General features: G+C 42.1%; 24 protein-coding genes and 1 pseudogene. 11 read left to right on the plus strand and 14 right to left on the minus strand.

Annotation, left to right across the window (positions count from 1 at the left end):
* Positions 1 to 108 precede the first annotated feature (108 nt).
* The gene (locus HWQ23_RS32415; protein WP_292837848.1) at positions 109 to 1,017 is read left to right on the plus strand and encodes a peptidoglycan-binding domain-containing protein; all 909 of its coding nucleotides are present in this window, start codon (positions 109 to 111) and stop codon (positions 1,015 to 1,017) included.
* A 92-nt stretch (positions 1,018 to 1,109) separates the two neighbouring features.
* Here HWQ23_RS32415 and hemJ read toward each other — a convergent pair whose 3' ends face one another.
* The 4 genes from hemJ to psbQ form a co-directional block, all read right to left on the minus strand.
* Positions 1,110 to 1,691, minus strand: a complete 582-nt coding sequence (hemJ, locus tag HWQ23_RS32420) for a protoporphyrinogen oxidase HemJ (protein ID WP_292837850.1) — start codon at positions 1,689 to 1,691, stop codon at positions 1,110 to 1,112.
* A 197-nt stretch (positions 1,692 to 1,888) separates the two neighbouring features.
* The gene (locus HWQ23_RS32425; RefSeq protein ID WP_292837851.1) at positions 1,889 to 2,740 is read right to left on the minus strand and encodes an alpha/beta fold hydrolase; all 852 of its coding nucleotides are present in this window, start codon (positions 2,738 to 2,740) and stop codon (positions 1,889 to 1,891) included.
* Between the two features lie 168 nt (positions 2,741 to 2,908).
* A complete protein-coding gene (locus HWQ23_RS32430; RefSeq protein WP_292837852.1) occupies positions 2,909 to 4,036 on the minus strand; it encodes an NAD(P)/FAD-dependent oxidoreductase in 1,128 nt (375 codons plus the stop codon).
* Positions 4,037 to 4,171: 135 nt separating this feature from the next.
* A complete protein-coding gene (gene psbQ / locus HWQ23_RS32435; RefSeq protein WP_292837986.1) occupies positions 4,172 to 4,627 on the minus strand; it encodes a photosystem II protein PsbQ in 456 nt (151 codons plus the stop codon).
* Positions 4,628 to 4,978: 351 nt separating this feature from the next.
* Here psbQ and HWQ23_RS32440 point away from each other — a divergent pair, with 351 nt between their 5' ends.
* The 4 genes from HWQ23_RS32440 to HWQ23_RS32455 all read left to right on the plus strand — a co-directional run bounded on the left by HWQ23_RS32440 (position 4,979) and on the right by HWQ23_RS32455 (position 10,116).
* Positions 4,979 to 5,407, plus strand: coding sequence for a hypothetical protein (locus HWQ23_RS32440; RefSeq protein ID WP_292837854.1), 429 nt, complete (start codon positions 4,979 to 4,981; stop codon positions 5,405 to 5,407).
* 97 nt (positions 5,408 to 5,504) lie between these two features.
* Positions 5,505 to 6,680, plus strand: a complete 1,176-nt coding sequence (locus HWQ23_RS32445) for an RBBP9/YdeN family alpha/beta hydrolase (RefSeq protein ID WP_292837856.1) — start codon at positions 5,505 to 5,507, stop codon at positions 6,678 to 6,680.
* A 311-nt stretch (positions 6,681 to 6,991) separates the two neighbouring features.
* Positions 6,992 to 8,452: an NB-ARC domain-containing protein gene (locus HWQ23_RS32450; RefSeq protein ID WP_292837858.1), complete on the plus strand. Its 1,461-nt coding sequence runs from the start codon at positions 6,992 to 6,994 to the stop codon at positions 8,450 to 8,452.
* Positions 8,446 to 10,116 (plus strand): tetratricopeptide repeat protein, encoded by a 1,671-nt coding sequence (locus HWQ23_RS32455; protein WP_292837860.1) that lies wholly within the window; start codon positions 8,446 to 8,448, stop codon positions 10,114 to 10,116. Before HWQ23_RS32450 ends, HWQ23_RS32455 begins: the two co-directional genes overlap by 7 nt.
* A gap of 239 nt (positions 10,117 to 10,355) precedes the next feature.
* On the opposite strand, the pseudogene HWQ23_RS32460 reads toward HWQ23_RS32455, so the two are convergent.
* The 7 genes and pseudogenes from HWQ23_RS32460 to HWQ23_RS32490 all read right to left on the minus strand — a co-directional run.
* A pseudogene (locus HWQ23_RS32460) lies at positions 10,356 to 10,484 on the minus strand (hypothetical protein); the annotation flags it as partial.
* Between the two features lie 124 nt (positions 10,485 to 10,608).
* Positions 10,609 to 11,982 carry an alkaline phosphatase family protein gene (locus HWQ23_RS32465; protein WP_292837862.1) on the minus strand — a complete coding sequence of 458 codons (1,374 nt, stop codon included), beginning with the start codon at positions 11,980 to 11,982 and terminating at the stop codon, positions 10,609 to 10,611.
* Positions 11,983 to 12,011: 29 nt separating this feature from the next.
* Complete coding sequence (eboE, locus tag HWQ23_RS32470) at positions 12,012 to 13,238, minus strand: metabolite traffic protein EboE (RefSeq protein ID WP_292837864.1); 1,227 nt, start codon at positions 13,236 to 13,238, stop codon at positions 12,012 to 12,014.
* 351 nt (positions 13,239 to 13,589) lie between these two features.
* Positions 13,590 to 14,522 (minus strand): UbiA-like protein EboC, encoded by a 933-nt coding sequence (eboC, locus tag HWQ23_RS32475; RefSeq protein ID WP_365743459.1) that lies wholly within the window; start codon positions 14,520 to 14,522, stop codon positions 13,590 to 13,592.
* A gap of 108 nt (positions 14,523 to 14,630) precedes the next feature.
* Positions 14,631 to 15,617: a TatD family hydrolase gene (locus tag HWQ23_RS32480; protein ID WP_292837866.1), complete on the minus strand. Its 987-nt coding sequence runs from the start codon at positions 15,615 to 15,617 to the stop codon at positions 14,631 to 14,633.
* Positions 15,536 to 15,721, minus strand: coding sequence for a hypothetical protein (locus HWQ23_RS32485; protein ID WP_292837868.1), 186 nt, complete (start codon positions 15,719 to 15,721; stop codon positions 15,536 to 15,538). The genes HWQ23_RS32480 and HWQ23_RS32485 overlap by 82 nt, the downstream gene beginning before the upstream one ends.
* A 41-nt stretch (positions 15,722 to 15,762) precedes the next feature.
* Positions 15,763 to 16,644, minus strand: a complete 882-nt coding sequence (locus HWQ23_RS32490; protein ID WP_292837870.1) for an EboA family metabolite traffic protein — start codon at positions 16,642 to 16,644, stop codon at positions 15,763 to 15,765.
* A gap of 608 nt (positions 16,645 to 17,252) precedes the next feature.
* On the opposite strand from HWQ23_RS32490, the gene HWQ23_RS32495 reads away from it, so the two are divergent.
* Both HWQ23_RS32495 and HWQ23_RS32500 read left to right on the plus strand, forming a co-directional pair.
* Entirely contained in the window at positions 17,253 to 18,455 is a 1,203-nt protein-coding gene (locus tag HWQ23_RS32495) for a 3-dehydroquinate synthase (RefSeq protein WP_292837872.1), read from the plus strand.
* 305 nt (positions 18,456 to 18,760) lie between these two features.
* The gene (locus HWQ23_RS32500; RefSeq protein WP_292837874.1) at positions 18,761 to 19,492 is read left to right on the plus strand and encodes a hypothetical protein; all 732 of its coding nucleotides are present in this window, start codon (positions 18,761 to 18,763) and stop codon (positions 19,490 to 19,492) included.
* Positions 19,493 to 19,659: 167 nt separating this feature from the next.
* Here HWQ23_RS32500 and HWQ23_RS32505 read toward each other — a convergent pair whose 3' ends face one another.
* On the minus strand, positions 19,660 to 19,965 hold the full coding sequence (locus HWQ23_RS32505; RefSeq protein WP_292837876.1) for a HigA family addiction module antitoxin: 306 nt from the start codon (positions 19,963 to 19,965) through the stop codon (positions 19,660 to 19,662).
* 13 nt (positions 19,966 to 19,978) lie between these two features.
* Positions 19,979 to 20,272: a type II toxin-antitoxin system RelE/ParE family toxin gene (locus tag HWQ23_RS32510; RefSeq protein WP_292837878.1), complete on the minus strand. Its 294-nt coding sequence runs from the start codon at positions 20,270 to 20,272 to the stop codon at positions 19,979 to 19,981.
* Positions 20,273 to 20,371: 99 nt separating this feature from the next.
* Between HWQ23_RS32510 and HWQ23_RS32515 the strand changes: the two genes are divergently transcribed.
* Entirely contained in the window at positions 20,372 to 20,617 is a 246-nt protein-coding gene (locus HWQ23_RS32515; RefSeq protein WP_292837880.1) for a type II toxin-antitoxin system Phd/YefM family antitoxin, read from the plus strand.
* A complete protein-coding gene (locus HWQ23_RS32520; protein ID WP_292837882.1) occupies positions 20,614 to 20,922 on the plus strand; it encodes a Txe/YoeB family addiction module toxin in 309 nt (102 codons plus the stop codon). The genes HWQ23_RS32515 and HWQ23_RS32520 overlap by 4 nt, the downstream gene beginning before the upstream one ends.
* 1 nt (position 20,923) lies before the next feature.
* Here the strand turns inward: HWQ23_RS32520 and HWQ23_RS32525 are convergent, their stop codons facing one another.
* A complete protein-coding gene (locus HWQ23_RS32525; RefSeq protein ID WP_292837884.1) occupies positions 20,924 to 21,619 on the minus strand; it encodes a YdcF family protein in 696 nt (231 codons plus the stop codon).
* Between the two features lie 312 nt (positions 21,620 to 21,931).
* Here HWQ23_RS32525 and ctpB point away from each other — a divergent pair, with 312 nt between their 5' ends.
* Together ctpB and HWQ23_RS32535 are read left to right on the plus strand one after the other, a co-directional pair.
* On the plus strand, positions 21,932 to 23,272 hold the full coding sequence (gene ctpB / locus HWQ23_RS32530) for a carboxyl-terminal processing protease CtpB (RefSeq protein WP_292837886.1): 1,341 nt from the start codon (positions 21,932 to 21,934) through the stop codon (positions 23,270 to 23,272).
* Between the two features lie 380 nt (positions 23,273 to 23,652).
* Positions 23,653 to 24,621, plus strand: coding sequence for a glycosyltransferase family 2 protein (locus tag HWQ23_RS32535; RefSeq protein WP_292837888.1), 969 nt, complete (start codon positions 23,653 to 23,655; stop codon positions 24,619 to 24,621).
* Positions 24,622 to 24,875: the final 254 nt, after the last annotated feature.

The following is a 24,875-nucleotide window of genomic DNA, read 5'->3' on the forward strand; positions in this document are numbered from 1 at the left end:
TAGTAAAAATTATCACAATAAATTTTGCTTTAGAGTATTGTTTAAAACAACATAAATCTTGAAAATGATGTTTATACTTAGAAGTAAGTAAATGAAAGCAGGTGCATAATGAAACTACAAGATTTTTTGGGAAAAGATGAAAAATGGGGATTTGAGGCGATCGCTGATGACGCAGACTTGGCTCGTCAGATTCAGGTACTGTTAGTTGCCTTAGGTTTGCTAGAACCTCCAGCCGATGGTAAATTTGGGCCTGTTTCTGTGATATCTCTCAAAAAATTTCAAGAATTAACAAAGACTGAAGAGAATGGCTTTTTAGGAGCAGTCACAGCCAAGAAACTGATTGAAACCAAAATAGATGATCTTCCTAAACCCCCCTTAAAACTAGGCAATGACATTCCCAGTAAGATTGTGAAATATATGCTATCCAAAGGTTATCAGGTATTTACCAATCCAAAAGAATACAACATTGTTTATGTAGAGGGCATAGATGCAAACTGGACTCTCAACAGTGATACACCCAATCAGTTTAATGATCGGCGGATTGTCATTGAAGTAGTAAATGGCGTTCCCAAAATCGTAGATCACTGGGAAGCTACTACAGAACCAGGGAACTACTACACTTATAATCCGATGAATCCTAAAGGAGCAGCTAGGATTCAGTTTGGACAATACAAAGCTTGGGCTGTTGGCATCCACGGCACCGCAGAGCCTCACGAAGCATTAGTGCAAGTTGGAAATATAACTGTTTGTAGAGATTTCAACAAAGATTTTAAACGGACTGGCGACAAACTTGATACAGGTGATGATTTTTCTGTAAATCAACACTACGGCTTTGATTTTCCCCGGAATGATATTCGCCTTGCTAGCGCGGGTTGTTTAGTGGGACGTACTCGTGAGGGACATAGAGAGTTTATGGCGATTATTAAAGAAGACCGCCGTTATGTCGCTAATCGTAAATATACTTTTTACACTACCGTGATTCCTGGGGATGATTTACTGAAAACATTTCCAGCATGAGGTAATGGGTTATGTGATGCAATGATGTGGTAAGGGCGTACAGCTAGCTGTGCGCCTCTACTTTGTGTGAGAGACATTCCAGGCAACTTTGTCTAACCTTGTTCTTGTGGTTGTCCTATCTGTGCCGTTAGCTTCTCTTTATCCTGCCTGCGTTTTTTGGCGTAAAGTTGAATAGTGACTGCCATCAAAATAATCATCGCGAAAATAGCCCAGGCAGCGATATCTGTAGGGAGATTATTCTTAAACACAGCCAGCAGGACGATCGCTACTAACATAACTGTAGGTGCTTCATTTAAAGCACGTAATTGCTGACTATTCCAGCCACATTCATCGACTGCTAATTTCTTTATCAACCGAGCGCAGTAATGATGATAGCCAATTAAAATAGCAACAAACAGCAATTTTATATGCAACCAACCCTCTTTTAAAACATCCGGTTCAGTGGTTAATAAACCGATAGCCATTGCGATCGTCACGAACATTCCTGGGTTAGTGATGATAGAGTAAAGGCGCTTTTCCATAATTTGATACTGATTTTTCAGTATCGTTCGTGCTGGCTCAGGTTCTTCGTTCGCTTCAACGTGATAGATAAAAAGACGTACTAAGTAGAACAAACCAGCAAACCAAACTACAAATCCGACAATATGAAATGCTTTAAACCATGAATAAGCCATGAATACTAATCTCCTTTACTTGTGGTTGTGGTGCATTTTTAGTGGTAATAAAAAATTCACAAATGCAGGCAGGGATAACATTTATCAATCTAGCAAAAACCCCGAATTTATTTTTTACCACAGATAAATATCTATGATTTATCTGTGGTAATCTTGGTTTCATTTTTATAATATCGATTTTTGCCAGAGGTATATTGTCAATGAGCATCTTTACGACGCACAAAGGGTAAAAGGTCTTCCAAAATCGCCTCGTGGTAGTGTTCTTGAGGATAATGTCCGACGTTATTAAGTTTTATTAATTCGGTATTTGGTACAGAATTTGCAAAATTTTGGGCAATGTCTACAGGTAGCCAAGGGTCAATCATACCCCATTGAATCAGAATTGGCTGTTGCCATTCTTTAAAGCCAGATTCGATTTCTGTCATTGCTGAATCAAGCTGTAGATTGCGAATACTTGCTAAGAGACTTCGACCAGATGCAGAAGTTTTCAAAAATGGTTTTCGATAAATATCTAAATCTTTATCTCCGATGCGATAACGGCTACCACCTTCTAGCGTCCGGTCAACTAATAGCGGGTCTTGGGTCATTACTTCACCTGCCAAAGGTAAACCCATTTGTTTAATTTTCCAGGGTAATTTGGCAGCACTTGAAATGGGTGTATTTAAGATAGCTAAATTGGCAATTTGTTCTGGGTGGCGCAACGCATATTGTAGTCCTACAGAACCTAAAAAACCTTGTACAACTAAAGAAAAATGTTCAAGTTCTAGCGCTTTAATAAATCCTTCTAAAGCTGTGATAAAAGCATCAGGAGTGTAAGCAAAATCTCGTTTTTCTGGTTTTGCAGAAAAACCGTAACCAATCCAATCTGGAGCGATCGCTCTTGTACCCTGATTCGCTAGAGCAGGTATAATATGACGCCAACTATAACTTTGTGAAACTAAGCCGTGTAGCAACAACACAGGCGCTAAGTCAGTTCTGCCGATTGGTAAAGATTCGCGATAAAACCATTCCAGCGAACCTACATTGATTTTATGTTCTGTTATTGACACGCTATATTCCTATATTGGGCATTGGGCATTGGGAATTGGGAATTGGGAATTGGGCATTGGGCATTGGGCATTGGGCATTGGGCATTGGTCAATAATCAATAGTTCTTCTTCTTCCCCTGCTTCCCCTGCCCCCCCTGCTTCCCCTGCCCCCTTATCCCCCTCATCCCCTCACTCCCCACTCCCCACTCCCTGAGGAATAATCATCTCACGAATTGCATAAGCTGTGGCGGGTGCTAGTAAAACGCCGTTGCGATAGTGTCCGGTAGCTAGGAGGACGTTGCTAAACCCTGGTAACTTACCAATAACTGGGGCTGGGCGTCCTTCAGGACGGGGACGTAACCCCGACCAAGTGCCCAGAATCCTTGCTGTGGCTAATTCTGGGCAAAATGCGATCGCTTGTTCTCTAACAGATTCCAGCAGTTCTTGATTTGGCGGTATTTCATCGCTATTGCTGGGAAATTCCACTGTTGCACCCACCCAATAATCTCCACCACCCACAGGAACAATATGGACATCGTTACCCGTTATCGCCGGCTGGAAGTCAGGATTGCCTAATGGATGCCCCATACGCATTTGCAATGCTTGCCCAAGTACGGGGCGAATATCAACCATCTGATTTAATTTTGCCGTCAGTGGTGTTGAACCTAATCCGGCTGCGATTACAAACCAATCTGCGGCTATTTTTCCTTCTGTAGTCTCAAGTTGTTCGCAAAATTGGGGGGAAGACTCAGGTGGTGAGGTTTGGGCATCCAAAACAGCCACACCAAATTTGAAAGTTACACCATTTTGCTGGGCAGCCTCAACTAAAGCTAATGTGAGGGCAACAGGATCAAGTTGACGGTCTTGAGGAGAATAGACAGCGCCAGTAATTTTTTCGTGATTAACTTGAGGACAGATATTTTTGAGTTTAGCCGTGTCCCAAATTTCTAAATGCCAGCCTTGAGAGTGGCGAATTTCTACTAAATTTTCCCATGCTGAGATCCCCTCTACCGAAGGTGAGGAATCAGGCAAAAGCATGAGAATTCCCTGACGATTAAAAGGGATTTTGCGACCTGTTAAAGCTTCTAGTTCAGGAATCAAGGTTTCATAGCGTTGGATGCTAGTTTGTCGCATCTGCCAAGCTTTGCCCTTGATTTTTTGGCTGATTGCGCCCATCAAAACGCCAAGTGCAGCGCCCGTGGAAGCTTGTGCTGGTGGTTGCCGATCGCAAACTGTGATTTTCAGCCCTTTTACTTGACTCAGTTCATAGGCGATCGCAGCCCCAACTACACCACAACCGATAATAACTACATTCATAATTTGTGCTTGAAGTGAGTAGTTAGGAGTAGAGACGCGATTAATCGCGTCTCGATTAATCGCGTCTGTACAGGAGTTAAAAATTTTAAATTTCTAACTATTAACTATTAACTATTAACTCCTAACTATTAATTCCTAACTTTCTTCTCTTTTAGGAAGCAGCTGGAGGAATTTGTCAATGTCTGCCAAAGCAGCTTCGGAGTTAGTCAAGGCAAGTTGAGGTTTGCCAGCACTAGTAGCTTTATCAAGTTTAACCAGGTCGTTAAACAAATCTCGCGTTATTTGACGTGCTGCGGGTTGGTCTTTGGGCAGAAGGTTGGGAGTGACATAAGTCAGGTTCAGCCTTGCTTCTGTTATGGGCCCATGTATAAAGTTACGCACATTGATCCAATCACCTCTTTGGATCAGCGTTTTCAACTCTTGTGAGCGATCGCGCACAGCCTGAATTTCAGGAACGTATGCTTGAATTCTTTCAAGTTGCGTTGCTGTATAAGTCGGAGGTGCTACCGCAACACCAGGGCCGCCACAACTAATTAGGAATGTGGCCAATAATACTAGGAAAAATGAAAAAATCGAGCGTTGACGCACCATACATTGAACTTGATTACTGTTTTTTTTGCCGATTAACAGTGTCATTTTAGATCGCTAGCGTAATTTATCGTTCTTATCAGCCAAGGATTTTGCAGAAAATCTCGATATTTTTTACAAACGCCAGAGTTTCATTTGCTTTTTAAGTATAATTACTTAAAAGGTGTTAGCTAGTCCCAACAAGCAGCGATTTTTGGTATCTGTCTAGTAACCAGGATTGTTAGGGAAGTATGATTTAGAGTTGCTAAATCTCAAAGGTCTTGATAAGCTGAAACACCAATAGTATAAGCCTTCTGGCGGTTTTTCTGTCTTCACGTCCCGGAAGATGCCGACGCAATATAGGAGTATTTTTTAGTGAACGCAGCTGAACAGGCAACGAACCTTGAACTCGCCAGCAACATTGCTACGGTGGTTAATTTGTTCAAATTCCAGTTTCCTGATGCCAAATCTGATCTCAAACCCTGGAAGAATGACCCGGAAACCAGAGAGTTAGTTGATCCAGATTCTATAGATATTGGCTTTCACTTTCCCGGTATCAGCAAATCTTGGCGAAGTCGCAGCATCTTAATTCAAATCCGATTTTATCAAGATCCCATCAATAATTACCGCCGGGCGATCGGCGTGGAGGTAGCTGGATTTGATCATCGCGGCGAGGCGTGGCGACTTTCTACGGTAGAAAACTGGAGTATTGTCGGCGCATCTTCGCCTTCTGGTGAAATCGAGGATAAGCTCAAACAGATTTGCCGACAAATTTTAGAAGTATTTAATAAACCAAGCGAATAAAATCAACTTGTGTCAGAGAAAGTAGTGAGGAATAATACAGAGGAAAGCTTTGCGTAGGCATAGCCCAACCCAGGCATCGCTAGCCACCCTGATCACAATGACTACTGTAATATTTGTACATGGCACTGGCATTAGAGAACGAGAATACAACGAAACCTTTCAGATAATTGAGCAAAAGATTCATGCCCAACGTTCTGACATCAAAGTTGCTCGCTGCCTTTGGGGTGAATTAGGTGCAAAGTTTAATGATAATCGTGCATCAGTACCCTTGGAAGATGTGACACTGGCTTTATCTCAGCCAGAAACAGACGCAGATATTTTACTGTGGGGGCAATTATACCGCGATCCTCTGTATGAATTACGGCTGTTGTCTTTGAAACCTATTGAGTCAGGAAATCCTTTTGGGGAAGAACCAGGGGATGTTTTACAATCTCGTGTAGCGAGTCTCACTCCGACATCTCAACTGCAAGCTAAGTTGCAAGAGGCGGGAATTGCAGAAATATTTGAGCCAGCACGAGAAGATGTTATCCACAGTGAACCGTATCATCAGGCATTGCTCACAGTTTGCGAATCTGATTTGAGTGAATATTATGCACCAATAGCTAGAGCGATCGCGGCTCAAGCAATGTTTATTAGCGAACTGCAAGAAAAATTTCCCCCCATACTCACCGATGCCCAATTGCGGGATAAGGTTGTGGAATTGCTGACTCTGGCTTTGACAGAGGCGGAATTAGGATTGGGTGGCTGGTTATTAAAGCCACTTGTTGAATTAGCCTTGCCAATGGGAACAAATTATGTCAGAGGAAACCGCCTTGAACTAACTGATAAAATTTCGCCTATGCCCGGTGATATTTTGTTGTATCAGACGCGGGGTGAAAAAATCAGGGCGTTTATCCAGGAACAAATTGCCCAAGCAGAACCGCCAGTGGTTTTAATCGCCCATAGCTTGGGAGGTATCGCTTGTGTAGATTTGCTAGTGCAGCAGCAGTTGTCTCAGGTGGAATTATTGGTAACAGTTGGTTCCCAAGCACCGTTTTTATATGAGATTAACGCCCTCTACAGCTTAGAATATGGGCAGTTATTGCCAGAGCATTTCCCGGAATGGTTGAATATCTACGATTTACGGGATTTTCTCAGTTACGTGGGTAATAGAATTTTCCCTGATAGAGTGCAGGATGTGCGAGTGGATAGCAGACAACCGTTTCCCCGTTCCCACGGTGCTTATTGGACAAATGCCAAAACCTGGGAGGCGATTATTTCGAGGTTGCCATAATGGTTTACTTTTTACGGTATTTAGAAAACTCCTCTCCAAACCTCTCCCCTACAAAGATACGGTGTACAGACAAGTCGAATTACCCCCCTCAATCCCCCCTTGTAAAGGGGGGAAGCCGGAAATCCAGTTCCCTCCCCTTTACAAGGGGAGGGTTAGGGTGGGGTAAAAACCAGATTCGTAAACTACTTCAGACTTGTGTTTACACCATAGCCTCTACAAGGAGAGAGGCTTTAAATTTTCCCCATTCCCTTGCAGGGAAGGGGGCTGGGGGGTTAGGTCATTTTCCCCATAACGTGAGAGGCTAGGTCATCATGCAATTGATGGCTAAACCTGAACGGACATTTGGGTTAATTGTGGGTATTGAAAAGTACCACGAAACTGCTTGGAATGTGACGGGTGGGGGGCCAGCCGATGACGCGCTGAAATTTGCTCATTGGCTGCATCGGCGCGGTGTGCCGAAGGAGAATATCCGGTTATGTTTATCAGCGCTGGAAGAAAATCAGCAGTTAATTGGGGAATGTGGGTTAACTGTAGAGTTAGCAACACAGCAAAATATCTCCGACATTGTGACTAACTTTTTATCCCCAAAGTTAGGGGATTTACTCTACATTTTTTGGGCGGGACATGGTTTGATTACCTCAGAACGAGAGCGTCGGTTGCTTTGTGCTGATGCCAATAAACAGAATTGGCAGAATTTACATTTAAAGTCTTTATTAGATTTTTTGGCTTCAGATAGATTTCAGATTCGTAATCATATTTGTATTATTGATGCCTGTGCCAACTATGTTTTAGAGTCGAAGGGAAGACCAACTAAGTTAGGTGGCAAAGCTTTTTTGAGTGGTCAGCCAAAGCAAGATAGTCAACAATTTGTGTTACTGGCTACGCGAGAAGGAGAACAAGCTAAGGTAAATTCGGAAAATAAAACAGGATACTTTTCTCAAGCTGTGAGAGAGGCTCTAGCCGCATCTAATGGGACTTTTCCCCCGAATATGAGGGAAGTTACTGAGGCAGTTAAGCAGCGATTTACTAGTTTAGATAAAAAACAACTGCCGACTTATTTTTATTCCCGCAGTTGGGATGGAGATATTGAAAAATCTCATTTCAACCCGTTTGATATCCCGCATAATATCCCACAGAGTCAAGCTCGTAAATTTGTTGGGAGGGATGATCAAATAGAAGGATTGCGTCAGCGATTGCAAGCAAATGATATTGTGACTATTACCGATATGACTGGGCAAGGTGGGGTGGGTAAAACAGAGTTAGCTATTCAATACTCATGGCAATATTTGGAAGATTATTCTGGCGGATGTTGTTGGTTAAATCCCCAAGGTATTGATTTGGGAACCCAGTTAATAGAGTTTGGTATCTCCAAAAAGTTTTTTGACTTCAAGATTTTTGAGTCTATTCAAAAATTTAGTCCTGCGGGTAGAATTCTCTATTGCTGGGATAACTGGCAAGCTGGCAAAGTTTTACTGATATTTGATGATGTCAAAGACTGGAAGCAAATTCAACCCTATTTACCACTCAAAGGTTCTCGGTTTAGGGTGTTAATTACCACTCGTGAAAACACAGAGTTAACATATCCATCATTGCCGTTAGGTAAATTGTCACCAGATGCAGCCTTAGAATTATTAACAACCCTGCTGGGAAAAGATAGGGTTGAGAAGGAATTAGAGTTTGCTAAGGGACTTTGCAGATTTGTGGATTATGTACCTATTGAACTTTACAAAATAGCCGCATTGTGCAGAGAGCCAGAGAGACTATTATGCTAGCAGATATCCTCGCACGGCTACAGAAGCAAGCATCAGCAGGCGAGTCTGGTGTAGCAGCAGCTTTTGAGTTGAATTGGGAGTGCTTAGAACCAGAAGCGCAAAAATTAGCTTGTCTGTTGAGTTTGTTTGCTTTGGCTCCTATCCCTTGGTCTTTGGTAGAATCAGCAGCAAGTGCTAACCATTTGGAATTTGACTTTAAAGCTAACTGCACTGTTTTAGTTGAGCGTTATCTGCTGCAAGAATTGGCAGAGGACACCTACCAAGTTCATGAACGCATTCAGGAATTATTGCGGCAGAAGTTAGAAGAGTTACCTGAAGCTGACGAATTCAAACGCGGCTATTGTCGAGCAATGGTAGCAGTAGCAAAAGATATTACTGAGACACCCACACTGATAGAAATTGATCAAGCAATCCTTGCCATTCCTCATCTTGCGGAAGTTCCTACAGTTTACCAAGCTTGGTTAAGTGATGATGATTTAATATGGACTTTTGTCGGCTTGGGTAGATTTTACCAAGGTCAAGGAGCCTACGCGCAAGCTTTACCTTGGTATGAGCAAAGTTTATCCTCTATTAAAAAACGTTTTACGCATGAACACCCGGATGTAGCAATTAGCCTAAACAATTTGGCAGGACTCTACTACTCACAGGGAAGGTACAGCGATGCAGAACCTTTGTACATCCAAGCTTTGGAGATGACAAAACGCCTGCTGGGGGATGAACACGCCTCTGTGGCAACTAGCCTGAACAATTTGGCTGAACTCTACCGTTCACAGGGACGCTACAGCGATGCCGAACCTTTGTACATCGAAGCTTTGTCCATGAGAAAACACCTACTGGAGGATGAACACGCCTCTGTGGCAACTAGCCTGAATAATTTGGCAGGACTCTACTACTCACAAGGAAAGTACAGCGATGCGGAATCTTTGTACATCGAAGCTTTGTCCATGAGAAAACACCTGCTGGGGGATGAACACGCCTCTGTGGCATCTAGCCTGAACAACTTGGCAGAACTCTATCGTTTAGAAGGAAGGTACAGCGAAGCCGAACCTTTGTACATCCAAGCTTTGTCCATGACAAAACGCCTGCTGGGAGAATTACACCCGGATGTGGCATCTAGCCTAAACAATTTGGCAGGACTCTACTACTCACAGGGAAGGTACAGTGATGCCGAACCTTTGTACATCCAAGCTTTGGAGATGACAAAACGCCTGCTGGGAAAATCACACCCGGATGTGGCATCTAGCCTGAACAATTTGGCAGCACTCTACTACTCACAGGGAAGGTACAGTGATGCCGAACCTTTGTACATCCAAGCTTTGTCTATGAGAAAACGCCTGCTGGGGGATGAACACCCCAATGTGGCAACTAACCTCAACAATTTGGCAGCACTCTACAAATCACAGGGAAAGTACAGCGATGCTGAACCTTTGTATATCGAAGCTTTGGCGATGATAAAACGTCTGCTGGGGGATAAACACCCCTCTGTGGCAACTAGCCTGAACAATTTGGCATTACTCTACTACTCACAGAGAAGATACAGTGAAGCCGAACCTTTGTATATCCAAGCTTTGGCGATCGCTGAAAAATGTTTGGGGGCAAATCATCCCAATACAATAACCATTCGTGAAAATCTGGAATTCTTGCGGCGGAATCGTCAGCCTTGATTCAGGAGAATGGTTGCTTTTGTCTCCCGTTGGTTTCAGTAATTTAGGTAATCTGCACCGGCTGTATTACCCGCCTGGGATTCAAATCCTAGTCTAATAAGTAGGCAACATAATTAATTACACAATGTTATTGCGATCGCACCAAACCAAAATAAAGCGATCGCACAACCTAGAACTACTTCTCTACGATATGCTTTGCGAAGGGTGCGATCGCAATGACTGTAAATATTTTTGTTTATCTACTCAATGAGCCTCTGAACTCCGTCAACGAGTCTTTTAACTCCGTCAACGAGTCTTTTAACTCCGTCAACGAGTCTTTTAACTCCGTTAACGAGTCTTTGAACTCCGTCAACGAGTCTTTTAGCTCCGTCAACGAGTCTTTTAGCTCCGTCAACGAGTTTCTGAACTCCTCTCCATTATCCACCTACAGCAATTCCAGATCCTCGATTTCTTTGAAAAATCACGGATCTAACTGCAAGTAGTTTTGACTCTTCAGGTATCTAAATGTTTGAGAATCAACGAGCAAACATCTGTGGCCTCAATGCGATTTGTATCAACTAGGTGAGTTTGATGGGTGATAAATAGAGGCCCTTCATCTGGAGAAGTGGTAATGTTACCGTGAGAGCCACGTACTAGGGAAGCATCCAGAGGAATCACGTCCATTAAGTAGCGAAAACCCAGTTGTTTCTTAAGTAGCTTGAGAGCAATTTTTCCTTGAGGAAATTTAATTTGCGGATCAAGGAAAAGTTCTACAGGATCGTAACCAGGTTTGCGGTGTATATCTACAGTTCTAGCAAAATCAGGCGCTTTATTATCATCAAGCCAATAATAATAGGTAAACCAAGCGTCAGATTGAGCGATCGCAACTAATTCCCCCGATCTAGGATGATCAAGATGGTAGGTTTGCTTACCCTCTTCATCCAATACCTGCGCTACGCCTTCAGTCGCTTCTAAAAGCGATCGCACTTTCGGGATGTACGCCGGATCGTTCACATATACATGAGCAATTTGATGATCGGCAACAGCAAAGGCAATGCTAGCGCCAAAATCTAGCAGTTCTCGCCCCAATTCCTCCCGCACAGCAATTAAACCATTTTCCCGTAGTACACGGTTGATATCCACAGCTTTGGAAACTGGGGTAATGCCATACTCAGAAAGAATAATTACCTGAGTATTACGTGCTTGATAATATTCAATTAAATCCCGACAAACAGCATCAATTTCTTGCAAATCTGCTTGAATCTGTGTTTGATTGTTGCCAAATCGTTGCAGACAGTAATCTAAATGTGGTAGATAAACTAGTGATAATGTCGGGCTATAACGTTCCTCAATCCATTTTGCTGAATTGGCAATCCATTGACTAGAACTAATGGAAGTTTTTGGCCCCCAAAAATCGAACAGAGGGAAGTTTCCTAAATCAGATTGAATTTGCGATCGCACATCACTAGGATGAGTATAAATATCAGGTAATTTTCTGCCATCTGCGGGATACATCGGGCGCGGCGTAATGGCATAATCTACTGAAGAATACATATTGTACCACCAAAAAAGGTTGGCACAAGTGAAGTTTGGATCAATTGATTTAGCTATTTCCCAAACTTTGGGAGCCTGTACTAGTTTATTAGATTGCCGCCAAAATTTTACTTCACATTCATCGCGGAAGTACCAACCATTAGCGACAATTCCATGCTCATCAGGCAATTTTCCTGTTAAATAAGTAGCCTGAACAGAACAAGTCACAGCAGGTAACACTGTTTTGATTGGAACTACTTGCCCAATAGCCGCCCAAGAAGATAAAAACGGCGTGTTTTCTCCTAGTAAACTGGGCGTTAATCCCACGACATTTATAACAGCCGTTTTAGGCATAAATTTAATCCTCTCTTACAAATTACGAATTACGAATTACGAATTATTTTTAATACCCACTCATATTCTCGTTGAATAGAAGTCAGCAAATCTATCTTCATTTCTGATGGCAATACATCCCAAGTGTAAGTCTCAATTTCTAAATGTGAGCAAGCATTGTTTGTTTGAAGTAGATGCAAAACAGTAGCAATATCATCTTGCGTAGACTGTAAAATTTGATAATCATGAATAAAAATTGGGACATGGAAGTGAGTGCGCCATTCTTCAGCTAGAGATTGCTCTAAATGTGGTAGTGCAGTTATTAAGTCAGGATAGTGATGGAGTGTACCATCGCTGCGACGTTCTATTACCTGGTGAAGATAGGTAGATTCTGCAAAAGGACGTAAGCGTTCAACTATCAAACTACGCTTTTCAACCTCAGCAGGTATTTTTACTTTAATTGCAGCGCTGATTTGAATCTTGCCAATTTTAATTCCTGCCGATTGCAAACGCGCAAATACAGATTGTGGCTGCTCATATTCAACTGAAAAATGGCAGGTATCATAGCAAAGCCGAACGTGTTCTAGTAATTTCGTCTCTGCTAAACTCTGCTCAATATTTAATTTTTCTGATAAGTAATTACCACCAATTGGCAATAACCAATTTTGATAGAAATCAATTACTTCTGAGGTATTTTCAATTAAACCATCAGGCTCAGGTTCTAAATCAATATGAAGGATCTTTCCGGTTTCTTCACGAATGCGAATCATTTCTACAACAACTGATGCTATGTTCAAACAACTCTTTTTCAGAACCGTTTCAAAAGTTGCTTGGTCTTTTACCCACCAAGGTTTATAGGATAATGGTAGTGTAGAAATTCCGCCATCAAGCCCTTGGGGTAACAGAGTAGCTAAAATTTTTGCCAAGTTTAATGTGTAATTAACCCGTTCTTCTGTAGACCAATCTGGTGCATAAACGTGGTCTTTTACCACCTGTCGATGAAACCCCCCATAAGGGAATCCATTTAAGGTAAAAACGTATAAATCTTGTTGACTTAGCCAAGCTTGGAATTGAGCCAAGTTATTATTTTCTAAAAGTTCTTTTGCAGCAACATCAGCTAACCTCAAGCCGATACCAAAAGCTTCTGTAGGCGATAAACGTGACTTGAGTTCGGGAATATACTTCTCTAAATTTGCGAAAACCTCTAGCCAGCTTTCCCCAGGATGAATATTGCTGCAATAAGTTAAGTGAAACTTGCTGTCTTTTGTAATTTTCATTTTTTAGCTTTATCCCTTATATATGTAATCTCTTTTCTTTTACTTAAACTATTTCGCAAACTACTTGCTACATATTCATGGTTAGGGGCGCACATCTATCATGCATGTCAACTTAAGTCAACTTAAGCCTTGGCGAATGGAATTGCCTGCGGCACACTGCGTGAACGCGGCTACACAAACAAAGTCCACCTCCGTGGACTAAGAGAAAATCAAGCTTTTATAACCCACGGAGGTGGGTTTTGTCTGTGTAGACGCGGTTTCTAACCGCCCGTTTATCTTAAGTTAACACCAATGCACATCTATGCGCCCCTACAGCCGATTAATGGTATTACTGGGTGTATACATTAAAATTTAAGTAACAGCAAATAGTTGTGCTAACTTCATCGAAACTGGTAGCAGGATTAGAACTAATAAACCGTAATATAAACCAGCAAAACCAGATGCAACGGTTGCATCTAAAATAATTAGAGACAACACACCTATTTTCACAGCATTTCGGATGTTTTGGGCTACTGGTTCACGCGCAGCTTTGATAAAATTAGGCAAGACTCTAATAGCTAATAAAGCCGCAAATGGTAGTGCTGCGATCGCTGTATACTCTGGTAATAATCCTAAAGCTAAAACTGCCGTCAAAACTATTGCAATTAGCAGTAGTGCTAGTACTCCCGTAATCTGCTTACCTCCGTTAACTTCTCCCTGACTAATTGCGGTGATAGCAGCAATATAAAGAACAGGAATTAATGCTAAATACCAACGTTCTCCGATGATTGCGGGTACAGCACTTACGCCTAATAATAAGTTACTACCACGACACAAACCCATATTTAAAGGGCCAAAAAAAGCATGATGTTTGGCGAGTGAGTCATACAGAAGGCATGAAAGAGTGATAAATATAGCGATCGCACCGCTCACGAACGATACTTGAAAAGCAGCTATAATACCAATCGCAAACAGTATACTTCCCAATAAACTAGCATTTTGACGAGATACACGACCACTAGGAATTGCTCTATTTGGTCGCTCTTTTGCATCTAATTCAGCATCGAAAACATCATTAAAAACTATACCGCCAGCGTATAAACCAGTTGTAGCTAATAACAACCAAGCTAATGGAATTAGTGTCGCAAAACTTGCTTCTCCATTAATTAATTTAGCAAAAATAATCCCAGAGCCGGAAGCAGCAAAACCAACCAGAATATCCGCCCAAGCAGTAACAATATTAGCAGGACGCATCAATTCTAGATAACCCCGCCAGGTTTGAAAATTTAAGCTTGCAACATTCACTTATCTGTCTCCTTACCTAGTAATTTCTTAAAATAACCCGCATATTACAGATGAATCAGATATTTACTCCCCAGTACAGACGCGATTAATCGCGTCTGTACCCATTTTCTACTCAATCAACACATAATCTGAAACTGATTTGATTCCTGGTTCTTGTCCGCGCAACACAGAATTACCACTGAACAACTGACGCTGATCAACAGATTGGGGATTGAGCCAGTCTGACGCTTTCATCTGCCCAGTTTGACTGTAAGCAGCTAGAGCATTTTCATAACAAACTGCTCGCACATGTTCTTCAGGAATACCCCTATCTAACATCAACTGAGCCGTTTTTGGGACTGCTAAAGGATCACTGATACCCCAATCAGCACTACTATCTACAATTATCCGATCGCGTCCATATTTACGGACAACTTCTACCATTCTGGCGTTACCCATCTTTGTCTGTGGGTAAATCGTAAAAGCCGCCCAAAAACCCCGTCCTAATACTTCTTCAACGGTTTCCTCGTTGTTGTGGTCAATAATTACTTGTGAAGGATCTAAGCCATATTCAATACAGCGATCCATACTCCGACTAGCACCCGCCTTTTTATTACGATGAGGCGTATGAATTAGTACCAACATATCGAGTTCTTTGGCTAATTCTAACTGTTGACAAAAGTACTTATCTTCTGCTTCTGTCATATCGTCATAGCCAATTTCACCAATGGCAACAACTCCCTCTTTACAGGCGTAAAGTGGTAGCAGTTCCATAACTTCAGCTGCTAGCGCCTCATTATTAGCTTCTTTCGGATTTAGGCCGATTGTGCAGTAGTGTTGGATGCCAAACTGACTAGCACGAAACCGTTCCCAGCCCACAAGACTGCTGAAGTAGTCTTTAAATGAGCCAGCATTGGTTCGGGGTTGTCCTAACCAAAAGGCTGGTTCAATAACGGCGACAATGCCATATTCCCGCATTACTAAGTAATCATAAGTAGTACGGGAACACATGTGAATGTGAGGATCGATGAACATCATGGTGTGTTTAATGATTGGGCATTGGGCATTGGGCATTGGGCATTGGGCATTGGGAATTGGGCATTGGGAATTGGGCATTGGGAATTGGGCATTGGGAATTGGTTATTCTCCTTATCCCCCTTGTCTCCTTTGTCTCCTTCATTTCCCCCTGCTGCCTCATCTCCCTCATCTCCACTCCCCACTCCCCACTCCCTACTCCCTTCTATTTGTAAACTGCCAAGCGTTAGCGTAACTCGCCGCAGGCATCGCGGCTAAAACTGCTCCAAGTCAGATTACCTTGTTGAATGGATGACTGTAAATCTGGGTAACGCGAAAGTAATGCTTGCGCTTGGGGTAAAGGAGACTCAGCACAAGCTAAGGCTGCGGCTTTTTGCTCGTCTATATCCCCATTAGCCAGTACTTTTTCCAAATCTGTGATGATTGCGCTATCTGCAAACCGGCCTACAGGTCGCCAAAGTTCTGACGTAACTGAGCGTTTAGCTGCCCAACGTTCATGGGCATAGTCTGCCAACATCCTCGCCAATTCTGGGTTAGCACGCCGATCGAGTCCCCAAATTAGATGCAACGGACTACCGACAAACACAGCCTTCAGCACCATCTGATTCCAAGCAGCATTATCTAAATAATCGGCTGGATAAGGGTTTCGTAGTGCGATCGCTTGAAATACATTACTCATATTGCTGCGAATTCCCTCAGCAGCGCGGTGGCGATGTAACTCTGGATGTGGTAATAGCGGCAAACTTTGATAAAGGACAACTAACTCCCCCATATCGGCAGTGGAGAAGAATTTATTGAGAATTTGCACATAGCCCTCAGCATCATCGTGGGGCAAAGCTAAAAGCAAGAGTGCGCGACCAGCTTGATCTACACTCCAATGATCAGGATACCAGCCGGGAATCACATCCTGTGCTGCTTCCAAGTCCTGGAATGTTAGCTGCAAATCCTGTTTACCTAGATAACGCGGCACAGCACTAAAAGCCGTAAAAAATACTCTCTCAGCAGTGCCGCTAGCAATCTGTGCTTGCTTCTGTTCCAGCCAAGCAAAAGCTTTCTCTGAAACAGACTTTAACAGCCAGTGATGCAGTAACTTGTTTACTTTACTCATGATGAATTTCAGACAAGTTGCCCAACTTTTTTTGTGACAACTAAGTATAAAATCTACCACTAAACTTGATACTTTGTGGTTAAAGAAGCTAAATAATATACCCCTGAGTTGACAACTTCACTGAATCTATAAAAATCTCCCAATTTTAAATAAGATACTGTAAAGATATCATTTTGATTAGATAAATCCTAAAATTATCTTACGGAAAAAAATTAGAATTTTATGTAATAATGATCTCCATTGCCAACCTCAGATTTAACAATTCAAAATTCACGCATTCAAAATTCTTGCATTAAAGACATTTTTAGACGGAGATTTAAACCCAGGCTGAAACTGAGGGGAGTTTGCGCTACGTGTAATGGTTGGGGACTTAAACCCTTTAATTTACGATAAAGCCTAGTCATCAATAAAAATTGTAATTTAATGTTATTCTCAACTTTATCTACTAGGGTCAAGTACTTTAGTATGATTTATTTACTATCTAGAATTTGTCTACTAAACCATTTTAATAATGAAGTTTTAAATGGATTTTTCTGGTAAATTTTACTGTTAATTCAAATTGCCGTAATGCGCTTATTTAGAGTTACTTAAAAACTAATAATATTCCAATGGCTATACAACAAAAAACCGCTCTTAATCTACAACCAATTAACCAATGTGTTCGCGTGGATTTCAATTATGATGTTCACTTCACTAGAGGTCTGTTTGAGTTAGATAATCCTTTACTCGCACAAGCGATCGCCGCAGATAGGGAGACAACCCCAAAACAAGTACTAGCAGTGGTAGATGCAGGATTTTTACAGTATCAGGATGGGTTGCTAAAAAAATTATCAGCCTATGCTCAATGTTATGAAGATGTACTAACACTAACTGGTGAGCCGATAGTAGTTCCCGGTGGAGAAGCAGTCAAGAACGATTCTAGATTTATAGAGCAAATTCATCAGCAGATTAATGCATCTGGATTGTGTCGTCACTCCTACATCTTAGCAATTGGAGGCGGAGCCGTCCTAGACATGGCAGGATACGCAGCAACAACGGCTCACCGAGGAATTCGGCTGCTACGAGTACCGACAACAGTATTAGGGCAAAACGATTCGGGTGTAGGGGTAAAGAACGGAATCAATGCCTTCGGTAAGAAAAACTTTTTGGGTACATTCATGCCCCCTTATGCTGTCTTGAATGACTTTGATTTTCTCACTAGCCTTGATGATCGAGATTGGCGATCGGGTATTGCAGAAGCGGTGAAAGTAGCGCTGATTAAAGATGCAGATTTCTTCAATTTCATTATGACTAATGCCGATAAATTGGCTAATCGAGACATGGACATAATGGAAAGACTGATCTATCGTTGTTCTCAGTTGCACTTAGAGCATATTGCTGGTAGTGGCGATCCCTTTGAAATGGGTTCATCACGTCCTTTGGATTTTGGACACTGGGCTGCTCATAAACTAGAGCATTTAACTAATTACAGCCTACGTCATGGTGAAGCTGTTGCGATCGGCATCGCTTTGGACACAACCTATTCATATTTAACAGGGCAACTCTTACAATCAGATTGGCAAAGGGTTATAACTACACTCAATAAATTAGGCTTTACCTTGTACGTATCGGCACTGACAGAGCAATTAGATCAACTAGACCATCCGCATTGTCTATTTAGGGGGCTTACCGAGTTCCGTGAACACTTGGGAGGACAATTAACAATTACTCTTCTACAAGGAATCGGAGAGGGAATAGAAGTTAACCAGGTGGATTTGTCTTTGTATAGAGATGCTATTTTAATGCTGCAAGATTGGGAACTTTTGCATTAATTATCCCTTGGATGCAATCAGCAGCAGCGATGTCTAGCAACATGCCATACACTAAAAGGTGCTTGTTAATGCACAAATTTACACCTGGATGATTTATGCACCCAGAAACGCAAAACCTTATTAGTCGGCTTAGAAATTATACAGAAAATCGTCAGCCGTTTGTCTGGAATACAGAGAATAGGGGAGAATTGAATTGCTGGAATTTATTATTGTCAGAAGGCTTTGTTCAAACTACTGATTTCGACCAAGCGTAGGCGTAGCCCGTCCTAGACATCGCAACATGGAAAGGGATAGCACGTCGGGGGATGCCAACAGACCCAAAAGAGTATCCTGGATACAAGTACGCCTCTTCTCGGCGTGAGCGCAAAGGTGATTCCTGGAGTCCTTATTTGCAATCAGAGCAAAACCAGTACTACAACGCTCTAGCTTATTTTCTCAAAAGCAGCTTACAAAACCTTAAAGCCTACAGTCTTTGCAGCATTAATCGGAGCCTTAACGTTTTTGAGGGACAAGAATTTAAGATTTTTATCATCGTTGGTCAAACTTTAGATTTAGAGTGGATCTGCCTTGCACCGACGGTTCCTGATCAGGTTTGGGATCGATACACGAACTCTTTCCATCCAGAACTTGCTTCATTAACTGCCTGTCAATCGACGAAGCCAGTTGCACGAGACATACATGAAAAAATCAGTAAGGTGCTAGTAAAGTTAAAGCCGATAGAGTGTTACGGGTATTACGATTACGTCATCTACAACCACCAAATTTTTTGCACAATGTCTTCTGAGGAAGCGATCGCAATCGAACTTGCCCTAAAAGCAGGAAAGATGTTTGATGACGATCCTTACTATTTCAAGGAGGAGTATGATGGAGGTTCATCAGAAAAACCTGTTACCCAATTCATGCGTAACAATTTCCAACAAATTCAACGATATATGTTTTGCTTTTGGGATGTTGGATATGGGTACAAGTTTGGTCTTACTGAACATGGAGATTGGGTTGGGTTGAAGTATTCGAGTTACATGGACTACAACCCTTGATAGCAGCCGAATAACCAAATTCACTATAGCTTGAGATGAAGTCTGCTAAGTGTCCCATTTCGTGCAGAATGATCGCTAAATTATTTTTATAAAAGTGAGATGTTCTTAAACTACGCCCAATTGCGATTCTTTTATGCAAATATATCGTTTAATTTTCCAGGCGATCGCTACTTCGTGATTCGGAATTGCAAAATACTTTTTAGTTCCTCTTCTTCTTCCTTGAGAACGTGGTAAAGTTCCCAATTTTGTTGGAGATTTAACCAAAACTCTGAGCTATTTCCAAAAAATTTTGATAACCTGATTGCCGTACTAGGTGTAATACCTCGCTTTTGATTTACAAGCTCATTTATTCGCTGATAAGGAACGTGAAGTGCATCTGCAAGTTCTCTTTGAGTTATTCCCATTGGGTCTAGAAAATCTTTAAGTAATATTTCACCTGGATGTGATGGGGGTCTATACTTTGGAACTCTCATTTGTTGTTATCTCCTAATGGTAATCGACTATTTCAACTTCTGATGCACCCTGGAGTGTCCATATAAAGCAAATTCGATATTGGTCATTAATCCGAATACTATGCTGACCTTTACGAGCGCCTTTTAGTACTTCTAACCTCTTACCCGGTGGAACTTTAATGTCATCTAGAGATAACGCTGCATTAAGTTGATCTAATTTTCTACGTGCAACTTCCCAACAGTATATAGGACATTGCTTTCGAGCTTCCTTTGAGTCATTACCATCAAAAATATCTTCGGTTCCTTTATCCTTAAATGATATTATCATAATTAGCATGATGACACGGTTATCATGCTACAAAAAAAAACAAAGTGATTTTTTGTAGCATGAGTAAAGCAAATTAAAGTTATCGTGAGCCAAAAAAGTATGATGTCTTCGCTTCCCGTTAACGAAGCTCAAAATAATTTACAAGAGATCATCGACCAAGTTGCAGAGCAGGGTAAACCTGTGATCATTCGAGGCGATCGCGGTAATGCGATTCTGCTTGCGGAAAAAGATTGGTCTGCAATTCAGGAGACTCTTTACTTATTATCTATCCCTGGAATGCGAGAATCTATCAAAGAAGGACTAGCAACCCCGATCCAAGAATGTGATGGGGAGTTGGATTGGTGAGTCAGCCAACGTCTGAGGAGCCACTTCCAAACCCCGAAGGTGCGAGTTGGAGGTTGATTTACACAAAACAAGCGCAAAAAGACGCAAAGAAATTAGCTTTTAGTAACTTAAAGGAAAAGGCCGAGGAATTACTCGCAGTCCTTCAAGACAATCCTTTTCAAAATCCTCCACCTTATGAAAAGCTGGTTGGTGACTTATCAGGTGCTTATTCTCGTAGGATAAATATACAGCATCGGTTGGTATATGAGGTCATCGAATCCGAGCAAGTAGTCAAGATAATTCGCATGTGGACGCATTACGAGTAACTTATTTCTCCAACCCCCCTTGGTGTTCACAATGAAAACCTCGATTCTCCCAAGCTTGCATATCTACTTCGGTAAGTCTTGTCACATTTGAGCATTGCGGTTGAATAATTTGACTTAAAATCGCCCAAAATAAGCTGCGTGTTACATCTAATCCAGTTTTAGTCCAAGATTCACGATTACCAGGAACACCCAACTCCTGAACAATCTCTGTCTCTACCCAAATACCATGAGCGCCGAAAAGAATCTGTGCCATCCATTTGGCTCTGGGTAAGTGACTTGGCGAGGTAATCAACATGACTTTATGCACTCCCCAACGTCGCAGAATCGGGATACCATAATAAAAATTTTCAAAGGTAGAATTGGCGCACTTTTCTAACCAAACGTTTTCTAATGCTAATTCCGCCTGAAAAATTAACCGTATACAGGGATCTGGGGAACCATGAGAAATTAAAATTGGGATTTGCGGATATTGTTTTGCTTGTTGGGCAACATAAATTTCTCGACGAATGCTGCCACCAAGCACAAAGAAGGCATCTACTGGCTGCGAATAAGCAAAAACTAAGGTTATAGTAGTGAAAATCAGCCAAGCACCCAGAATAAGGTACAATCCACCAGTTAGTTTTTGTAACAATTGCCACAGATTAGCCAATTTTATTTTAATAAAGATTAATGATTTGATGGTAAATTTGCGTTTCATGACTTAGGTAAAAAAACCTGATTTAATAGCTATCTAACAGTGCTGCAATTGAGTGATCAAAGTGCTATCTTATAAAAGTAATCAAGAAGTGCAAACATGACGCTGGTCAAAGTGTCACATGTTCAGTATAGCCTTCCGGAGAAGGCTAACAAACTGAGAAATGGTTGTTAATAATCGAGTATTTTCGGCATTATTTAACCAAAAAAATGATCAAGGGAGCATAGCTGAGTTTGGGGTATAAAAACTTAAAATTTTCTGGAAACCCTGATTGTTAAACTGTCAAGAACACAATTATTCCAACTGATATAATACATGAACCGATCTACAAAAAGTTACTCGCCGCTCCAAGTAGCCTTGATTGGTGGAGCGATCGCCACTACTGCTACTATGTCTGTGTTCGGCCCGGCTTGGACTCGTGATGTCCGTGCTGCTCTAGCGCTACAAGACAGCCCGAAAGCGATAGTTGACCAAGTTTGGCAAGTGGTGAATCACGAATATGTTGATGCTAAATTTAATCAACAAGATTGGCAAGCAACCAGACAAAGCCTGTTGAGCAAAGACTATTCTTCTCGTGAAGAAGCTTATACTGCCATCCGCGAAGCTTTACAAAAGTTGGGAGATCCTTATACTCGGTTCATGGACCCCAAACAGTTTGAAGCCCTGACTAGCCAAACATCTGGGGAAGTCTCTGGTATTGGCATTCGGATGGAAGTGAACCAAAAAACTCAGAGGCTGACTGTTGTTGAAGCCATAGAAAATTCTCCCGCACTGAAAGCTGGGATCAAAGCAGGCGATGAAATTTTGGCAATTGACGGCAAACCCACTCTCAAAATGAAAGTGGATGACGCTTCCAAGCTAATTCGTGGCAAAGCGGGTACTCCCATCAAGCTACGACTGGGACGAACAGGACAAAATGCTTTTGATCTGAAGCTGACCAGAGCAAGCATCGAAGTGCCTACAGTCCGTTATACCCTAAGACAAGAAGGGAATCGCCGCGTTGGCTATATCCGTTTACGGGAATTTAGCGCTCACGCCGCAGACCAAATGCAACGAGCCATCCGCGATTTGAACAGTAAGAAAGTTGATTCTTATGTCTTGGATTTGCGGGGAAATCCTGGCGGGTTGTTACAGGCAAGCATTGAAATTGCCCGGATGTGGTATAATGACGGCGGAATTGTTAAGACAGTAGACCGTGTGGGCGGCAGTGAAGTCACTAAAGCCAATCGCACTGCTCTGACAAATCGTCCTTTGGCAGTCTTAGTAGATGGTAATTCAGCTAGTGCTAGCGAAATCCTCACAGGGGCACTTAAGGATAATAAGCGGGCGGTAGTCGTTGGTGGTCAAACCTTTGGTAAGGCATTAGTACAGTCAGTTCATGAACTGGGAGATGGTTCCGGCTTGGCTGTCACCATTGCCCATTACTACACCCCTGCGGGAACGGATATTAACCATAAAGGGATCACGCCAGATATCAAGTTAGACTTGACAGAGACACAAGAGCGTCAGTTGGCTTCTAATCCAGATTTAATCGGAACCAAGAGTGATCCACAATATGCCCGTGCGATCGCAATTCTATCAAATAACAACTTTGCCCAACCGCCGGCAAATCAACCCACTCGACCTATGAGCCGCGCTGTTAACCTAAAATTTTAGGTGAGTGATTTGTTGCCAGGTGTTTATATATAGCAATTTGCAGTTGAGTGCAATATAGACCTAACCCCCAACCCCTTCCCGAAAAGGGAAGGGGAGTAAGATTCAAAGCCTCTCTCCTTTTAAAACAGAGGTGAGAGTGTATTGCATATAAACGAGAAACGCTATAGTAGTATTCCCAAATCCAGATTTATGGAGTTATAAAAACTGCTTGATAAGCTAAACCACATCTAGTTTGCATAATCTGAAATTGTACATTTCTTCTGGGGTGGGCGACACGAGCGCCCAAGATATGCTTTCTTAAATGTGGAACAGCTTATTACCGTTCCAGGATTTTGGTTTGGGAATACTAGCTAGTAATCCCAAACCAAAATCTCAGATTTATGAATCATCAGCCAGTTGATGCAACCACCGCCACCAGCTTTTTACCAATGGTGTCGGTGGTTATTCCTATTTATAACGGTGAGGCGGATTTACCAGATTTGCTCAATTGTCTGTTGTCTCAAACTTACCCAAAAGACCGGGTAGAGTACTTGTTGGTGGACAATAATAGTAGCGATCGCACTCTTGCGATTCTGAAAATATCTGCCGAAAATTGCCCAATTACAATTCACCCCTTGAGCGAAAACCAAATTCAAAGCTCCTATGCTGCTCGTAATACTGGGATTCGCGCCGCTAGGGGTGAAATTATCGTTTTTACCGATGCTGATTGTCGCCCACAACCGCAATGGTTAGATGCATTAATTCCGCCTTTTGTCAATAAAGAAGTGGTAATTGTCGCTGGTGAAATTTTGGCACTACCAGGCACAACTCTGCTAGAACAACACGCAGACCGTCAAGAAACTTTGTCGCAAAAGCATACCCTCGGCCATTCCTTTCGTCCCTATGGTCAAACGGCTAATTTGGCGATTCGACGCATTGACTTAGAAAAAGCGGGTTTATTTCGTCCCTATCTTACCACTGGTGGCGATGCTGATATTTGCTGGCGGATTTTGGGGGAAAACATCGGGCGTTTGGAATTTGCCCCGAATGCGATCGTTCAGCACCGCCACCGCGCTACACTTCAAGAACTGCAAAGTCAATGGCGGCGCTATGGACGCTCAAATCGCTATCTACACGAACTCCACGGTGTCGATTTGATGCGAGAGATGACACCCAAAGAATACGGCTATCGCCTAGTACGTTGGTTATTGAAGGAAATACCAAGGGATATTAAGAAGGCTATCGGGGGTCAAGCCACCCTTGTAGATTTATTAAATACTCCCATTGGTTTGTTCACAGCTAGGGCGCGTGCTGCTGGGCAACGAGACACTAAGCTGCCAGAGAATGCTAAGATAATTGATTTTCTGTAACAATATTAGGGGGCTGGAATATGAGCAGTCAGTTCTGTAGGGAGTGCAAAATGCCCCTGATCGCTGGCTGACAAACTCTCGTCCGCCTAGCCTTCTAGTCCTTCGGCATTTATTTTTGCTTGCATGGGAATGCTCCCGTTCTGTATGACTGAAACCCTTATTCTTTCTGTAACTCACAAAAGTAAATATATCTTAAGAAGTATTTAAAAAATAGACACAGCAAATATAATGTCATAGATTAAGTTTTAAGCTTG

The sequence above is a fragment of the Nostoc sp. JL33 genome (assembly GCF_017114985.1).
Lineage (GTDB): Bacteria > Cyanobacteriota > Cyanobacteriia > Cyanobacteriales > Nostocaceae > Nostoc.

Coding starts and splice junctions, on each gene's coding strand:
- HWQ23_RS32415 (WP_292837848.1), top strand. CDS start 109: ATGAAACTACAAGATTTTTTGGGAAAAGATGAAAAATGGGGATTTGAG.
- hemJ (WP_292837850.1), bottom strand. CDS start 1,691: ATGGCTTATTCATGGTTTAAAGCATTTCATATTGTCGGATTTGTAGTT.
- HWQ23_RS32430 (WP_292837852.1), bottom strand. CDS start 4,036: ATGAATGTAGTTATTATCGGTTGTGGTGTAGTTGGGGCTGCGATCGCC.
- psbQ (WP_292837986.1), bottom strand. CDS start 4,627: ATGGTGCGTCAACGCTCGATTTTTTCATTTTTCCTAGTATTATTGGCC.
- HWQ23_RS32445 (WP_292837856.1), top strand. CDS start 5,505: ATGACTACTGTAATATTTGTACATGGCACTGGCATTAGAGAACGAGAA.
- HWQ23_RS32450 (WP_292837858.1), top strand. CDS start 6,992: ATGCAATTGATGGCTAAACCTGAACGGACATTTGGGTTAATTGTGGGT.
- HWQ23_RS32455 (WP_292837860.1), top strand. CDS start 8,446: ATGCTAGCAGATATCCTCGCACGGCTACAGAAGCAAGCATCAGCAGGC.
- HWQ23_RS32465 (WP_292837862.1), bottom strand. CDS start 11,982: ATGCCTAAAACGGCTGTTATAAATGTCGTGGGATTAACGCCCAGTTTA.
- eboE (WP_292837864.1), bottom strand. CDS start 13,238: ATGAAAATTACAAAAGACAGCAAGTTTCACTTAACTTATTGCAGCAAT.
- HWQ23_RS32480 (WP_292837866.1), bottom strand. CDS start 15,617: ATGCCCAATTCCCAATGCCCAATTCCCAATGCCCAATGCCCAATGCCC.
- HWQ23_RS32490 (WP_292837870.1), bottom strand. CDS start 16,644: ATGAGTAAAGTAAACAAGTTACTGCATCACTGGCTGTTAAAGTCTGTT.
- HWQ23_RS32495 (WP_292837872.1), top strand. CDS start 17,253: ATGGCTATACAACAAAAAACCGCTCTTAATCTACAACCAATTAACCAA.
- HWQ23_RS32500 (WP_292837874.1), top strand. CDS start 18,761: ATGCCAACAGACCCAAAAGAGTATCCTGGATACAAGTACGCCTCTTCT.
- HWQ23_RS32505 (WP_292837876.1), bottom strand. CDS start 19,965: ATGAGAGTTCCAAAGTATAGACCCCCATCACATCCAGGTGAAATATTA.
- HWQ23_RS32510 (WP_292837878.1), bottom strand. CDS start 20,272: ATGATAATATCATTTAAGGATAAAGGAACCGAAGATATTTTTGATGGT.
- HWQ23_RS32515 (WP_292837880.1), top strand. CDS start 20,372: ATGATGTCTTCGCTTCCCGTTAACGAAGCTCAAAATAATTTACAAGAG.
- HWQ23_RS32525 (WP_292837884.1), bottom strand. CDS start 21,619: ATGAAACGCAAATTTACCATCAAATCATTAATCTTTATTAAAATAAAA.
- ctpB (WP_292837886.1), top strand. CDS start 21,932: ATGAACCGATCTACAAAAAGTTACTCGCCGCTCCAAGTAGCCTTGATT.
- HWQ23_RS32535 (WP_292837888.1), top strand. CDS start 23,653: ATGAATCATCAGCCAGTTGATGCAACCACCGCCACCAGCTTTTTACCA.